Genomic DNA, 14792 nt, shown 5'->3' with positions numbered 1-14792 from the left:
AATCAGTTTGTACGTACAAAATCTCTTTGTCAATGAGCCCGACGAAGGCCGCGCCGATCGGTCCGGCGCGGCCTTCGTCAGTTGATCAGAGCGGCGGTCAGGGCAGCCAGTCCGGGCGCAGCGGATAGCCGCTCGCCCCGTCCGGGCCGTTGCGCGTCGCCAGGACCTGGTGCAGTTGGATGCCGTTGCGCTCGAACGCCAGCCGCGAGCCGGCCATGTAGAGCCCCCACACCCGGGCCTTGCCCGCACCCACCTCGCCGACGCAGAAATCCCAGTGCTCCACCAGGTTGCGGCACCACGCGGCCAGGGTCAGCGCGTAGTGCTGGCGCAGGTTCTCCTCGTGGTGCACCTCAAGGCCCACGTCGTGCAGCTCGCCGATCACCCGCCCCGGCCCGGCCAACTCGCCATCCGGAAAGACGTACCGGTCGATGAACGCGCCGGAGCGGTGCGGCGCCCGATTGTCCGCCCGGGTGATGCAGTGATTGAGCAGCCGCCCCTCCGGGCGCAGCCGATCACGCAGAAAGCCGAAGTAGGCCGGGTAGTTGCGCACCCCGATGTGCTCGGTCAAGCCGATCGAGGAGACCGCGTCGAACTGCTCCCGTGGCGCGTCGCGGTAGTCCAGGTGCCGCACCTCGGCCAACTCGGACAGCCCCTCGCGCTCGATCGCCGCCTGCGCCCACTGCGCCTGCGCCCGGGACAGGGTCACCCCGAGCGCCTTGACGCCGTACTCCCGGGCCGCGTGCCGGACCATGCCGCCCCAGCCGCAGCCCACGTCCAGCAGCCGCATGCCAGGGCGCAGCGCGAGCTTGCCGGCGACCAGGTCGTACTTGCTCGCCTGGGCCTGCTCGACGGTGTCGTCGGGGCTGCGGAAGACCGCGCAGGTGTACGTCATCGACGGCCCGAGCACCTTTTCGTAGAAGGCGTTCGACACGTCGTAGTGGTGCGATATGGCGGTGCTGTCCCGGATCCGCGAGTGCCGCAGGCCGCCCACGATCCGCTTCCAGCGCGGCAGCGCCTCCTGCGGCGGCGCCGGTGGCGGCAGCAGCCGCTCCCAACCCAGCCCGCGTACCAGGGCCAGCCCCTCGGCCAGCGCCGGTGGCCGAATCCGCAGCCCGTCCTTGAGCACCCGCAACGCCTCGTACGGGTCGCCCGGGTGCACCCCCTCCAGGGCCAGGTCCCCGCTGACGTACGCCCGCGCCATGCCCAGGTCACCGGGGGCGGTGAGCAGGTACGACAGCCCTCGCTCGGATTTGATCGCCATGGTGATCCCGGCGTCGGCCGGGCCGACGGAACTGCCGTCGTACGCGGTGACGCGGACCGGCAGCGGACCCGCGGTCACCGCCCGGACGACGTCCGCGACGGTCGGACCACGCCGCCCACCCCCCGGTGGCGGCGTGGCGGGAGCGCCGGCCGCTCCCTGGTCTCGGTCAATGAGGCTCATGCCGGCACTCCGCTTCGCTCCATGCCGCCATGAGGCACATCCGCGCTGAGCCAGATGATTCGCTCACTCCGATCGCTCATGCCGGCACTCCGCTTCGCTCCATGCCGCCATGAGGCACATCCGCGCTGAGCCAGATGATTCGCTCACTCCGATCGCTCATGATCGTGCTACCGCCTTCTCGTACAGTCCGGTCAGCCGATGCTCCGGGTCGTACCGGTCCCGCACGGCGCGCCACGCGTCGCCGCCATAGAGCCGGTCGAACGAATCCCGGTCGTAGTACGCGTCGGAGTAGAGCGACTTGTGCCCGCCCGCCTCCGACACCGCGCGCTCGATCTCCCGATTGACGTCACCGTCGGCGGCGCCCTCGGCGACCGGCACACTCCCCCAGAACCCGATGTTGACGTAGTCCTGCCCCGGCCGCAGCGGATAAAGCGGCCAGGACCGGGCCGATCCCTTGCCCGCCGGCTCGCGCAGCCGCAGCGGGCACAGCCACACCGGCGTCATCCCCACCCGCCGGGTGAACCAGCGCAGGAACTCCGCCATGTGCTCCAGCGGGATCTCCACGTCCTGCACGACCCGCTCGCGGGCCGGCTGGCCGCGCCACCGGTCGATCCGGGCGGCCACCTGGTGCCGGTGCTCCAGCCGCACGATGCGGTGGTAGACGTCGCTGCGCCGCCACCGCGCCGGCCACAACCGCCGCACCACCGGGTGCTGCACGCCGAACGCCGCCGAGCACCAGAACCAGTCGGTGTCCCAGCGCCACAGGTAGTCGTGGGTGGTCAGCGCGTCGTGCGGACGCCGTCGCAGTGACCGGTAGTAGATCTCCTGGCCGGTGTAGTCGGAAACCGACGGCGCGTCGTCGGTGAAGCTCCCCAGCACCAGGTACGCCTCGCCGGGGCTGAACATCACCCCGTCCATCGCGTCGACGCTCCCGCCGGCCCAGGAGCCGGTGGCGATGATCTCGCCGATCGCGTCGGTCAGCTCGGCCAGGTCGGTGAACCGCAGGTTGCGCAGCGCCACGTGCCGGCGGACCGGTTGCAGCTCGATGCGCAGCCGGGTGGCGTAGCCGAGGCTGCCCAGCGAGTTGGGGAACGCGGCGAAGAGGTCGGCGTGCTCGCCCTGCGCTGTGGCGGTGACCACGTCCCCGGCACCGGTGAGCAGGTCCATCTCGATCACCGACTCGTGCGGCAGGCCGTTGTGGAACGAGGTCGACTCGATGCCCAGCCCGGTCACCGCCCCGCCCAGGGTGATGGTGCGCAGCTGCGGCACCACCAGCGGCATCAGGCCGTGCGGCAGGGTCGCGTCGACCAGCCGTTCGTAGGTGCACATGCCCTGCACCTCGGCGGTGCGGGCGACCGGGTCGACGCCCAGCACCCCGCCGAGCCCGCTGACGTCGAGGCCGGTCGAGCGGGGAGCGCTGCGCGGGCGGAACAGGTTGGAGGTGCGCTTGGCCAACCGCACCGGCTGGCCGGGTGGCACCGCCGCGTACGACCGTCGCAGCTGAGCCACGGCCAGCTCATGATCACGCACCGCGCACATGGGATCACCATACGCGCCACCGGCGACACCAGCGGGCCGCCTGTTCCACGAAGTCCTGGTGGACAACAGGCCAAGTCGGGGCATCCTGGCTCCAGCTCGGGTCCCACCCCGGCTGGCTCGCGCCGGCCGGCGTGGGTGAGGATGCCGGCATGTCGGAAACCGATGGATCGGGCACCGTGTACGGCAGCCGCCGCGCCGGACTGCCCCGCGACCCGCTGCTGCTGGCGGCGCTCTCGGTCGGGCTGGTCGGCGTCCTGGCCGGGGTGCTGTTCGCCACCGGCGTGCTCGGCGGCGACGAACCGACGCCGGCACCGACCCGGGCCGCGGCGGGCCCGACGCCGGCCGAGCCGAGTCCGACCGAGGACGATCTGTCGCTCACCACGGAAACGCCCGAGCCCACCCCGTCGGCCACCCCCACCGCCGACCCCGACGCGGTCACCGGCCCGAAGATCTTCCGTGGTGTCGGCTCGGGCCGCTGTCTCGGCCTCGACGGCGACGGCGAGCGGGCCCTCGCCGAACTGGCCGACTGCTCCGGCGGACCGGAACAGCAGTGGGTGGTCAACCCGTTCGGCCCGGACGCGGTGACGCTCACCAACGCCGCGTACAACCAGTGCCTCGACGTCGAGAGCGGCAGCAGCGACGACGGCGCCCGCCTGTTGCAGTTCCGCTGCCACGGCGAGGCCAACCAGCAGTGGCGGCTCCAGCCCGCCGGTGACGGCACGACGGTGCTGGTGGCCGTGCACAGCGGCAAGTGCGCCCAGGTCCACGACGGCGGCACGAACCCCGGCGACGACGTCACCCAGGCCCCCTGCGACGGCAACCCGGCCCAGCGCTGGACGCTCCAGTGATGCCGCCGGCCCGGCCTGTCACCCGGCCCGCTCAGCCTCGGTAGCTCCACGCCTTCGGCGCGGCGGCGACCGGCACCGGTTCGGTGAAGGCGGCGCCGCGACGGCGCAACAGCAGCACCGACAGCACGGCCGCCCCCACCAACAGCGTCCCGGCCACGTGCCAGGCCAGCGTGTACGTGCCGAGTTGGTCGCGGACCACCCCCGCCCCGGTCGCGGCCACCGCCGCGCCGAGTTGGTGGGCGGCGAACACCCAGCCGAAGACCACCGCGCCGGAGGTGCCGAAGTACTCCCGGCACAGCGCCACGGTCGGCGGCACCGTGGCCACCCAGTCCAGGCCGTAGAAGATGACGAAGACCAGCATGCTCGGCTCGGTGGTGGCCGCGAAGAGGCCGGGCAGCACCAGCAGCGACCCGCCGCGCAGCGCGTAGTACGCGCCGAGCAGCAGCCGGGGGTCGTACCGGTCGGTGAGCCACCCGGAGGCGATCGTGCCGACGATGTCGAAGAGGCCGACCAGGGCCAGCAGCCCGGCGGCCGTGGTCTGCGGCATCCCGTGGTCGTGCGCGGCCGGGATGAAATGCGTACCGACCAGCCCGTTGGTGGTCGCCCCGCAGATCGCGAAGCCGGCGGCCAGCAGCCAGAACGGCCGGGTCCGGGCCGCCTGGGCCAGCGCGCCGACCGCGCGGGCGGCGGCCCCGCCGGCCGGCCTGGCCGGCGCGACGACCTCGGTTCCGCCGTACGGGGGCAGGCCGAGATCCGCCGGGTGCTCGCGCAGCAGCCGCAGCACCAGCGGTACGACCAGCAGCGCCGCCCCGGCCACCACCAGTGCCGCCGCCCGCCAGCCGTACCCGCTCACCAGGATGGCCAGCAGCGGCAGGAAGACCAGCTGGCCGGCGGCCCCACCGGCGGTGAGCACGCCGGTGACCAGGCCACGGCGGCGCACGAACCAGCGCCCGGTCACCGTCGCCACGAACGCCAGCGCCATCGACCCGGTGCCCAGCCCGACCAGCACGCCCCAGCAGAGGATGAGTTGCCAGCTCGCGGTCATGAACACGGTCAGCCCGCTGCCGGCGGCGACCAGCGCCAGCGCAGCGGCCACCACCCGGCGGATGCCGAACCGGTCCATCAGCGCGGCGGCGAACGGCGCGGTCAGCCCGTAGAGCAGCAGATTCACCGAGACGGCCGCGGAGATGGTGGCCAGCGGCCAGCGGAACTCGGCGTGCAGCGGGTGCAGCAGCACCGAGGGGGTGGCCCGGAAGCCGGCCGCGCCGACCAGCGCCACGAAGGCGACGGCGGCGACGATCCAGGCCGGATGCCGGCGGGCAGCTCTGTTCACCAGGCGAGTCTGCGGTGCGGCGGCCGAGACGACGAGTGGCCGGAAAGCCATGATGCGCAATAATCGGGCCATGACCCCGCACCGCGTCGCCGTCCTCGCCCTGGACCAGGTGGTCGGCCTCGACCTGGGCACCCCGGCCCAGGTCTTCGGCGCCGCCCGGGACGCCGACGGTGCCCGCCACTACACGGTCGACACCTGCACCCCCGGTGCCCGTCCGGTACGCAGCAGCGCCGGCTTCCAGGTGCTGCCCGACCACGGGCTGGAGCTGCTGGAGCGGGCCGGCACGGTGGTCGTGCCCGGGGTGCACGGCGACGCCACGCTCGCCGCCGTCGCGCCCGAGGTGACCGGGGCGCTGCGGACCGCGTACCACCGGGGCTCGCGGATCATGTCGATCTGCACCGGCGCGTTCGTGCTGGCCGCCGCCGGGCTGCTCGACGGGCGGCGGGCCACCACCCACTGGGCGCACGCCGACCGCTTCCGCCGGATGCACCCGCAGGTCGACCTCGACCCGGACGTGCTCTTCGTCGCCGACGACCGGGTGCTCACCTCGGCCGGGGTCGCCGCCGGGATCGACCTGTGCCTGCACGTGGTCCGCACCGACCACGGCAGCCAGGTGGCCAACCAGGCGGCCCGCCGGTGCGTGATGCCGCCGTGGCGCGACGGCGGCCAGGCCCAGTACATCGAACGCCCGGTGCCGCAGGCGCCCGACACCAGCACCGCCGCGGCACGGGAGTGGGCCCGCCAGCGGCTGCACGAGCCGGTGAGCCTGCGCGACCTGGCCGGGCAGGCCCGGATGAGCGTACGCACCTTCACCCGCCGGTTCCGGGCGGAGACCGGGCTCAGCCCGGCCCAGTGGCTGCTGCACGAACGCACCGACCACGCCCGGCTGCTGCTGGAGAGCACCGAGCTGAGCATCGACCAGATCGCCCGCCGCAGCGGCTTCGGCACCACCGCCGCCCTGCGCCAGCAACTACACCAACGCATCGGCGTCGCCCCCTCCGCCTACCGCCGCTCCTTCCGCCAAGCATGAAAGGAAGGGCCCCCTATTAACGCCTGCGGTAGAGGAAGGGGCCCCTATTATTGATGGGTAACCCAAACGTCCCGTGATCGTTGAGTGTGTATGGGTGTTGCGGTGACCGATGCGAGGCGGCTTTCCCAGCAGGCGCAAGAGGATCTGCGTCGGCGGGCGGTGGCTGCGTGGCAGGGTGGGATGTCGCAGGCTGAGGTGGCGCGGGTATTTCGGGTCGGGCCGAAAACGGTGTGGGTGTGGGTGGAGGCGTTCCGCCGTAAGGGGAATCGGGGGTTGAACGCCAAGAGACGTGGTCGGCGGCCGGGTGAGCAGAAGGCGTTGACGGCGCGGCAGCAGGCGCGGGTGCGGCGGGCGGTGATCCACCAGTGTCCGGACCAGTTGGCGTTGCCGGGGTTGGTGTGGACCCGTCCGCAGGTGCGGCAGTTGATCCGTGACTGGTTCGATATCGGGTTGTCGCTGGTCACGATCGGCAAGTACCTGCGGTCGTGGGGGCTGTCGCCGCAGAAGCCGATCCGTAAGGCGTACGAGCAGGATCCCGAGGCCGTCACGCGGTGGCTGGAGGTGACCTACCCGGCGATCGCCGGGCAGGCCAAGGCCGAGGGCGGTGTGGTGTTGTGGCTGGATCAGACTGGGCTGCGTTCCACCGCCGCGGTGGGCACCACCTGGGCGCCGGTCGGGCAGACCCCGGTGGTGGCCAGGACCGGCCGACGGTTCTCGATCAACGTGATGGCCGCGATCTCCAACAAGGGCGAGCTGTACTTCACCTGCTACCTGGGCACCCTCAACGGGGAGGTGTTCCTGAAGTTCCTGGACCGGCTCGTCCGCCACCTCGACCGGAAGATCCACCTCATCGTCGACGGACACCCCGTCCACCGCCGTACCGAAGTCCGCACCTGGGTCGCCGAACGTGTTGCCCAGCTTGAGATGCACTACCTGCCCGGCTACAGCCCCGAACTGAATCCCGTAGAACTACTCAACGGCGACATCAAACACCATGTCGCACAAGCCAATCCCGCCAACCAGCAGCAGCTGGCCGCGCAGGCTCGCACCCACCTCCGCCGGCGACAGAACCAGCCCGACCGGATCCGGAGCCTGTTCGGCAAACCAGAAGTCCGCTACGCCGCCGGATGACCACGGGACGTTTGGGTTACCCATCAATAACACCCGGATTCGCCCGGCTTCGGTTCAGTCGGCGGTGCGTAGCGTCCGCAGCTCAGCCCGGTGGCGGGGCAGGTGGACGCGGGTGTGCAGGTCGATGGTGCGGCCCCAGGGCAGCGGCCCGTCGATGACGATCTCGAAACCCTCACGCAGGTGCGTCTCGACCGGCGTGTCGGCCGCCGCCCCGAGCCGGGCCACCAGCCCGATCAGCCGGTCACTGGTCAGCCGTAGCCGGTCGGCCAGCCCGGCCAGGCCGCCGACCTCGGCGGCCAGCTCGTCCAGCTCGGGCCGATGGACCTCGTCCGGCTCGTAGAACGCGTAGGGCGCTCCGGCGAGCACCGCCTCGGTGGCCTCGCTCATCAGCTCGTCGCTGGCCACCAGGTGCGCCACGATCTGCTCGGCGCTGTACCGCCCGGGTGGCGGCGGCGCGAAACCGCCCGCGTCGACCTCGGCCAGCACCGCGTCGTACGCCCGCCGCAGCCCCTCGACCTCCACCCCACCGAGGATAGTGCGCCGGCCAGAAACGTTTGCCGAACCGCGCCGGGTCCGGACGACGAGCGGCGGCGTCGGCGTCGTGGCTGGATGCCACACCGATATCCGGACACGGCTGCGCCTTGCCGGGTCGCCGCCCGGACCTCGCCGCGGCACTGGCAACGTTCCCGGGCGGCGCGCTACCGGCGGCCGCGGCGGGCGCGCAGGTAATCGCTGACCACGTACTCGCCGAGGTCGTCGGCGTCCGGCGTGAACACCCGGCCGCCACTGCGCCGGGCCACCGCGTCGACGAACCGGCGCAGGCCAGGGTCGTCGCCGAGCATGAAGAGGTTCAGCGTCGCCCGGTACCGGCCGAGCCGGTCCACTTCGCGGATCGTCGCCTCGATCGTCTCCGGCAACGACGGCCAGCAGAACACCGCCTCCCCGTCGTCCGGGTCGAGATGGGCGGTCGGCTCCCCGTCGGTCACCACGAGCACCACCGGCTCGGCATCCGGATGGCGTCGCAGGTGCCGGCCGGCCAGCTGCAACGCGTGCTGCAGGTTGGTGCCCTGCGCCAGGTCCGGCTCGACCCCGGCCAACTCCTGCTGGGTCAACGTCGCCGCCTGCCGGCCGAACCCGATGATCTGGAGGGCGTCCTGCGGGAACCGGGTCGCCATCAGGTGGGCCAGGGCGAGCGCCGTCTGCTTCATCGGCCCCCAGCGGCCCTGCGAGATCATCGAGTACGACAGGTCGACGCAGAGCGCCACCGCCGCCGACGCCCGCCGTTCGGTCTCGACGACCTCGAAGTCCTCCACGGCCAGTTGCACCGGCACCTCCGGGCCGGCTCGACGGATCGCCCGGGTCAGCGTCCGCACCACGTCCAGCGGCTGCTCGTCGCCGTACTCCCAGGGTCGTGATGCCCCGCTCACCTCGCCGGCCGCCCCCGCCGACCGCAGGTCGTGGCGTCCACGCGGCCCGGCGGTCAGCTCGGCGAAGACCCGCCGCAGCGCGGTGCCGCCGAGCCGGCGCAGCGCCTTCGGGCTCAGCGTCAGGCCCTCCGCGTCCCGGGTCACCCAGCCCTGCCGGCGCAGCTCGCGCTCCATTTCCCGCAACCGGCGTACGTCGGCGGCGGCGTCGCGGCCCAGCGTCCGGGCCACCGCGTCCACGTCGATGTCGTCCAGGGTGGCCCCGGGATGCGCCTGGCCCAGCTGGTCGAGCAGGTCGTCCAGCTCGGCCACCTCGTCGAGCGCACCGGTCGCCTCGCCGTAGCCCAGCGGCCGGCCGCCCTGCATCCGCTCGCCCCGGCCCCAGCGCAGGTCCGGCCGCAACGCCCGCAGGTTGCCCTCCAACGCGGCCAGTTCCCCGGCAAGCCGGTCGCCGAGCGACTGGCGCATCAGGCCGGCCAGCTCCTCGCGCTGCCGCTCCGAGAGCGAGTTCATCAGCCGCTGCCCGGCCGCCGCCCGCCGGGCCAGCAGCTCGACCAGCTCGTCGACGTTGGCCGGCCGTTCCGGGAAGAACTCGCCGTGCCGGCGCATGAACTCGGCGAACGCGTCGGTGGTGTCCTCCGTGCGGGCGTGCCGGGCCAGCAGGTCGTTCAGGTCCCGCATCATCTCGGCCAGCCGCTCCTGCACCGCCGGGTCGGCGGCCAGCTGCGCGCCGGAGCGCAGCCCGGTGAAGCGTTGGCCGAGCACGTCGTCGCGCAGCCCGTCCAGGATCCGCTGGTAGGTCTGCCGGGCCTCGTCACTGGCCCACCGGTAGCCGGACAACTCCCGAACCGCCTGGGCGGTGGAGCGGGGCAGGTTTTCCAGCACCGTCTCGGCGAACCGGGCCGCGTCGTCCCGGCGTCCGGCCAGTTCGTCCCGCTCGGCGGCGAGGGCCTGGTCCAGCAGGGCCCGCGCCCGGGTCACCGCGCCGTCCAGGTCGCCCCGGCGCAGCGCCTCGCGCCGTAACCGGCGGGCCCGGGCGGTCAGCTCGTCCAGGCCGCCCCGGCCCTGCGGGCCCCGGCGCAGCAGGTCCCGCAGCGCCTGGCGCAGGCTGCCGCCGGCCAGCACCTCCGCGCCGACCTGGTCCACCGCGGCCTGCACGTCGTACGGCGGGGCCAGTGGGTCGGGGCCGCCGCGCCACTGCCCGTACCGGAACCGGTTGCCGGCCATGCTCAGTCCCGGCCGCCGTAGCGGGTGCGTCCCGAGTCGGTGACGTCCTTGCCCAGCCGGCGACCCAGGTGCAGCCCTTCCAGCACGAACTCGATCGCGGCAGCCGCCTGGTCGGGGCTCGGCGCGTCACCGAGGCCGAGCCGGTCGAGCACCTTGGCCAGCCCCGGGACCGTGCCCACCTGGCGCAGCAGCTCGGCCGCCGAGACCAGCTCCCCGGTCTCGACCACCTGGCCGTCGGCGACCAGCGCCGTGAAGCCGGAGAGGTCGAGGCCGGCGAGCCGGGCCCGGAACGTCTCGGCGGTGGCGGTACGCAGCAGGTGACCGAGGATCTCGACCTCCCGCCCCTCCTCGCCGCTCTCGAACTCCACCTTGCCGCGCAGCGTCGACGTCACCGACACCGCATCCCCCACCCGCGCCACCGCTGTAAGGAGGGGCACCTTGTTAACGTCTGCGGTAGAGGAAGGGCCCCCTATTAACACCTCGCCCGCCGGCGCAGCGGCGAGCAGCAGGCTGGCCCGGCGTAGCGCGGCGGCGGCGACCGTCTCGGCGGCGGCGATGGCGAACCGGGCGGAGACGCCGGATCGTGGATCCACCGACGGCGACTCACGCACCGCGCGGGCGAACCGCGCCAGGACCTCCAGCACATGTTCCGGCACCTCGGCGACCAGATCGGCCTCCTGCCGGATCAACGCCAGTTCGAGTTCCAGGTCGACCGGATAGTGGGTCCGGATCTCCGCGCCGAACCGATCCTTGAGCGGGGTGATGATCCGCCCCCGGTTGGTGTAGTCGTCGGGGTTGGAGCTGGCCACCAGGAGCAGGTCCAGCGGCAGCCGCAGCTGGTAGCCGCGTACCTGGATGTCCCGTTCCTCCAGCACGTTGAGCAACGCCACCTGGATCCGCTCGGCCAGGTCCGGCAGCTCGTTGACCGCGAAGATGCCCCGGTTGGTACGCGGCACCAACCCGAAATGAATCGTCTCCGGGTCGCCGAGCGTGCGCCCCTGGGCCAGCCGGATCGGGTCCACGTCGCCGATCAGGTCACCGACGCTGGTATCCGGGGTGGCCAGCTTCTCGCCGTAGCGCATCGACCGGTGCAGCCAGCCCACCGGCAGGTCGTCGCCGGCCTCGGCGACCAGCGCCCGCGACGCCGGGGTGACCGGGTGCAGCGGATGCTCGTTGAGCACCGAACCGGGGATCACCGGCGTCCACTCGTCCAGCAGCGTCACCAGTGACCGGATCAGCCGGGTCTTGCCCTGGCCCCGCTCGCCCAGCAGCACCATGTCGTGCCCGGCGAGCAGCGCCCGCTCCACCTCGGGCAGCACCGTGTCGTCGTACCCGACGATGCCGGCGAACCGCGGCCCGCCGCCGCGCAGGCGGGCCAGCAGGTTGTCGCGCATCTCCTGCTTGACGGTGCGGTACCGGTGGCCGGCCGTACGCAGCGCGCCGAGCGTGGCGGGCAGGTCGGCGGGCGGGACCGGGTTCACCGAGGACGCACTCACCCGCCCAACGCTAGCTCACCAGCCGTCGGACCCTCCCTCATCAAACCCGACCTCCCCCGGCCAACCGGGTAGCACACGAGGTGATTCGGGATCGAACTCTCCGCCAACGTCGAGGCGGGACCGGCGGCGGACCCGACCCGGGTCCGCAGTTGGCCCGACCCCGGGCCCGCCACCGGTCCGACGCGGTGCTGGCCGGCCAGCCACCCCGTGCGGGCCGCCGGCCAGCGGCTCATCCCCGACCGCAGCGACCGCAGGCACCCCGGCGACGCAGGTGGTACGCGTACGCCGCCGCGCCGAGCGCCACCCCCCAGACGGGGAAGAACAGGATCGGGCCAGCGCCCATGATCATCTCGCCGCTCAACGCCCAGAAGCTCGGGCTGCTCAGGTAGCCCACGCTGGCGGCCGTCACCGAGACCGCCACCACGGCCGCCGGCACCACGGCCAGCCGCACCGGCACCCGCCGCCCGGCCAGGCCGACCATCCATCGCGGGAACCGCTCGCCCCACTGCTGGACCAGGCCGAGGGTGAGGATCGCGCCGACCATCGCGAACGCGCCCAACCCCGCGCCACCCCAGACCGCGCCGCTGTCCCGCAGGTCGGCGAGCATCCCCTCGGAGATCCCGAGCGGGATGCCGGCCGCCCAGACGAACCGGGTCAGGGCGTAGAAGGCGGGTACGGCCGCCGCCAGGTACGCCGCCCACCGGCCCCAGCGGGCGGCGCCCGCCGGCCCCGTCCAACCCCCGTCGCCATCGTCCCGGCCGCATGCCACACAGGCCCCAGCGGTACGCCGCTGCCAGGTGAGCACGGCGCCACCGAGCAGCAGTCCGCCCACCATCGCCGCGACCTTCACGAACAGCGCCCAGCTGAAGACGTCGGCGTAGTCCACCGGCGGCCAGCCGAACGGCGCGCCGATCAGCAGGATCGGGGCGTATCCGAGGATGACCAGCACCCACGCGTCCGGCACCACGACCGCCAGCACGAACGCCACCGCCCAGCCGAAGCTGAGTAACGGCATCCGACAGCGGCCGGCGGCACCGGCGGTGGGGCGGCTCATCACCAGTGCCGCCACCGCCGCCGCGAGCAACAGCACGGCGAACAGCGGTGGCCCGAGGCGGACCGGGATCAGCCGGAGCAGAGTCGTCCCGCTGCCACCCGGATTGTTGGCACCGAGCGGGTAACCCGCCCCGGTGATCGTGGCGAGCAGGGCGAGGACGCCCCAGAGACCGAGCCAGCCGGCGGCGAGCCGGGCCGGCCAACGCGAGGTGAGTGGGTGCACGGCATCCGTCGTCATGTCCTCAGCCTCGGCCGGCGACGTTCGGGAATCCTCCCGCCCGGCGGGGAACCCGCTCCCCCACGCGGGGGAGCCGGTCACCCAGCGGGAGTGACGAACCCCGACTCGTACGCGGCGATCACCGCCTGGGTGCGGTCGCGCACCCCGAGCTTGGCCAGCACGTTGCCGACGTGCGTCTTCACCGTCTCGACCCCGACCACCAGCCGGGCGGCGATCTCCGGATTGGAGAGTCCGGCGGCCATCAACCGCAGCACCTCGGCCTCCCGATCGGTGAGCCGGGCCGCCCGCAGCCCGTCGGCGCCCCGCCGCCCGTACGCCCCGACGAGCCGGCGGATCGCGGCCGGGAACAGCAGCGACTCCCCGCGCGCCACCACCCGTACCGCCTCCACCACCTCGGCCGGCCGGGCCCGCTTGAGCAGGAAGCCGCTGGCCCCGACGCGCAACGCGTCGTAGACGTGCTCGTCGTTGGCGAAGGTGGTGACGACCAGCACCCGGGGCGGGTCGGCGGAGGAGGCCAGCAGGCGCCGGGTGGCCTGGATGCCGTCGATGCCCGGCATCCGTACGTCCATCAGCACCACCTGCGGCCGGTGCCGGGCGACCAGCGGTGGCACCTCGGCACCGTCGGCGGCCTCGGCGACGACCCGCAGGTCCGGCTGGGCATCGATGATCGCCCGCAGCCCGATCCGGACCAGTTCGTCGTCATCGACGATCAACACGCCGGTGCTCATCCGACCGACCCGATCGGCAGCCGCACCCGCACCCGCCACCGGTCACCGTCCGGGCCGGCGGTCATCCCGCCGCCGAGCAGCAGCACCCGCTCCCGCATGCCGACCAGGCCCCGGCCGCCGCCCGGCTCCGCCGCACCGCCGGGCCCGGCCTCGGGCAGGCCGTTGACCATCTCGATCTCCAACCCGTCGGCGGGTACGTCGACCCGCAACGTCACCGGCCCCCGGCCGTGCCGGGCGGCGTTGGTCAACCCTTCCTGGACGATGCGGTACCCCTCCCGGGAGACCACCGGCGGCACCGCGGCCAGCGACCCGCGAACCGCGCTACGCACGGGTTGGCCCGCCGACCGGGTGTCGGCGACCAGCCGGGGCAGGTCGGCCAGGGTCCGCTGCGGTACGACCGACGAGTCCCCGGTCTCCCGCAGCAGCCCGAGCACGTGGTCGAGGTCGTCCATCGCGCGCCGGCCGGTCTCCTCGATGGCGGTCAACGCCCGGCGCACGAACTCCGGATCACGGTCGAGCACCTCGCGGGCGGCACCGGCCTGGAGGGTGGCGACGGTCAGCGCGTGACCGACCGAGTCGTGCAGTTCCCGGGCCAGCCGGTTGCGTTCCGCCAGCCGGGCGGTCCGGGCCTCCAGCGCAGCGATCCGCTCGGCCAGCGCGGGGCCGAGCAGCACCGGAGCCATCGACACGGCCAGCGCGCCCAGCCCGGCGACCGCGTAACCGAGGCCGACCAGGACGAGCACGCCGATCAGCGTCAACCAACCGGAGTCTCCTGCGTCGAACGGTCCGAATCGCTCGTCGACGGGAATCCCGGCGTCCAGGCCGGCCTGCGCGGCGAGGAACGCCAAGGCCATCGGCACCGCGCTGAACAGGGCGGCCACCAGCAGCGCTCCGCTGACCAGGTGCAGCCCGATCCAGAGCGCGGCGCGCAGTCGGGTCTCCCGGTCGAGCCGCCGACCGGGCACCGGCTCGGGCAGGTCCACACCGAGCAGCCCGCGTACCGCCGCGATCTCCAACGCCCGGCTGCCGCCGAGGAAGACCGGCACGACGGCGATGACGGCCGCCGGCACCAGCAGCACGAGCACCACCGGCCGGGGCGCTCCCGGGTTGCCGAACAGCTGCGCGAAGGCCACCGCGAGCACCCCGTACGGCAGGGCGAGCACCCCGCCGAGCAGCAGGAACACGCCCCGCCGCCAGGTGCTGCCGGCGACCAGCGGCCGCAGCAGGGCACGAGGGTCCATCGCACCATGATGCCTACGCCCGCTGCCCGGCGGCTCCCCCACGCCGGGGAGATCGGGCTGGCG

12 protein-coding genes are annotated in these 14792 nt (G+C 73.3%); 3 read left to right on the top strand and 9 right to left on the bottom strand.

Annotated features, from left to right (window positions below; all coding sequences use genetic code 11):
• Positions 1–97 precede the first annotated feature (97 nt).
• Together ACQPYA_RS06055 and ACQPYA_RS06050 are read right to left on the bottom strand one after the other, a co-directional pair.
• Positions 98–1441, bottom strand: a complete 1344-nt coding sequence (locus ACQPYA_RS06055; RefSeq protein ID WP_433531651.1) for a class I SAM-dependent methyltransferase — start codon at positions 1439–1441, stop codon at positions 98–100.
• Between the two features lie 156 nt (positions 1442–1597).
• The gene (locus ACQPYA_RS06050; protein ID WP_433531650.1) at positions 1598–2980 is read right to left on the bottom strand and encodes an FAD-binding oxidoreductase; all 1383 of its coding nucleotides are present in this window, start codon (positions 2978–2980) and stop codon (positions 1598–1600) included.
• 149 nt (positions 2981–3129) lie between these two features.
• Between ACQPYA_RS06050 and ACQPYA_RS06045 the strand changes: the two genes are divergently transcribed.
• The gene (locus tag ACQPYA_RS06045; RefSeq protein ID WP_433531649.1) at positions 3130–3828 is read left to right on the top strand and encodes an RICIN domain-containing protein; all 699 of its coding nucleotides are present in this window, start codon (positions 3130–3132) and stop codon (positions 3826–3828) included.
• Between the two features lie 31 nt (positions 3829–3859).
• On the opposite strand, the gene ACQPYA_RS06040 is transcribed toward ACQPYA_RS06045, so the two are convergent.
• Positions 3860–5212: an MFS transporter gene (locus ACQPYA_RS06040; protein WP_433531648.1), complete on the bottom strand. Its 1353-nt coding sequence runs from the start codon at positions 5210–5212 to the stop codon at positions 3860–3862.
• Between the two features lies 1 nt (position 5213).
• Here ACQPYA_RS06040 and ACQPYA_RS06035 point away from each other — a divergent pair, with 1 nt between their 5' ends.
• Together ACQPYA_RS06035 and ACQPYA_RS06030 are read left to right on the top strand one after the other, a co-directional pair.
• Entirely contained in the window at positions 5214–6191 is a 978-nt protein-coding gene (locus ACQPYA_RS06035) for a GlxA family transcriptional regulator (RefSeq protein ID WP_433533393.1), read from the top strand.
• Positions 6192–6371: 180 nt separating this feature from the next.
• Positions 6372–7322 carry an IS630 family transposase gene (locus ACQPYA_RS06030; RefSeq protein WP_433529491.1) on the top strand — a complete coding sequence of 317 codons (951 nt, stop codon included), beginning with the start codon at positions 6372–6374 and terminating at the stop codon, positions 7320–7322.
• 54 nt (positions 7323–7376) lie between these two features.
• Here the strand turns inward: ACQPYA_RS06030 and ACQPYA_RS06025 are convergent, their stop codons facing one another.
• The 6 genes from ACQPYA_RS06025 to ACQPYA_RS06000 form a co-directional block, all read right to left on the bottom strand.
• Complete coding sequence (locus ACQPYA_RS06025) at positions 7377–7844, bottom strand: hypothetical protein (RefSeq protein ID WP_433531647.1); 468 nt, start codon at positions 7842–7844, stop codon at positions 7377–7379.
• A 176-nt stretch (positions 7845–8020) separates the two neighbouring features.
• On the bottom strand, positions 8021–9973 hold the full coding sequence (locus ACQPYA_RS06020) for a VWA domain-containing protein (RefSeq protein WP_433531646.1): 1953 nt from the start codon (positions 9971–9973) through the stop codon (positions 8021–8023).
• A 2-nt stretch (positions 9974–9975) separates the two neighbouring features.
• Entirely contained in the window at positions 9976–11469 is a 1494-nt protein-coding gene (locus ACQPYA_RS06015; RefSeq protein ID WP_433531645.1) for a sigma 54-interacting transcriptional regulator, read from the bottom strand.
• A 229-nt stretch (positions 11470–11698) separates the two neighbouring features.
• On the bottom strand, positions 11699–12760 hold the full coding sequence (locus ACQPYA_RS06010) for a hypothetical protein (protein WP_433531644.1): 1062 nt from the start codon (positions 12758–12760) through the stop codon (positions 11699–11701).
• A 77-nt stretch (positions 12761–12837) separates the two neighbouring features.
• Complete coding sequence (locus ACQPYA_RS06005) at positions 12838–13488, bottom strand: response regulator transcription factor (protein ID WP_433531643.1); 651 nt, start codon at positions 13486–13488, stop codon at positions 12838–12840.
• On the bottom strand, positions 13485–14729 hold the full coding sequence (locus ACQPYA_RS06000; protein WP_433531642.1) for a histidine kinase: 1245 nt from the start codon (positions 14727–14729) through the stop codon (positions 13485–13487). Before ACQPYA_RS06000 ends, ACQPYA_RS06005 begins: the two co-directional genes overlap by 4 nt.
• Between the last annotated feature and the right edge of the window lie 63 nt (positions 14730–14792).

The organism is Micromonospora sp. CA-263727 (genome assembly GCF_050942455.1).
Lineage (GTDB): Bacteria > Actinomycetota > Actinomycetes > Mycobacteriales > Micromonosporaceae > Micromonospora.
This window is presented reverse-complemented; position numbering and strand designations above follow the sequence as displayed.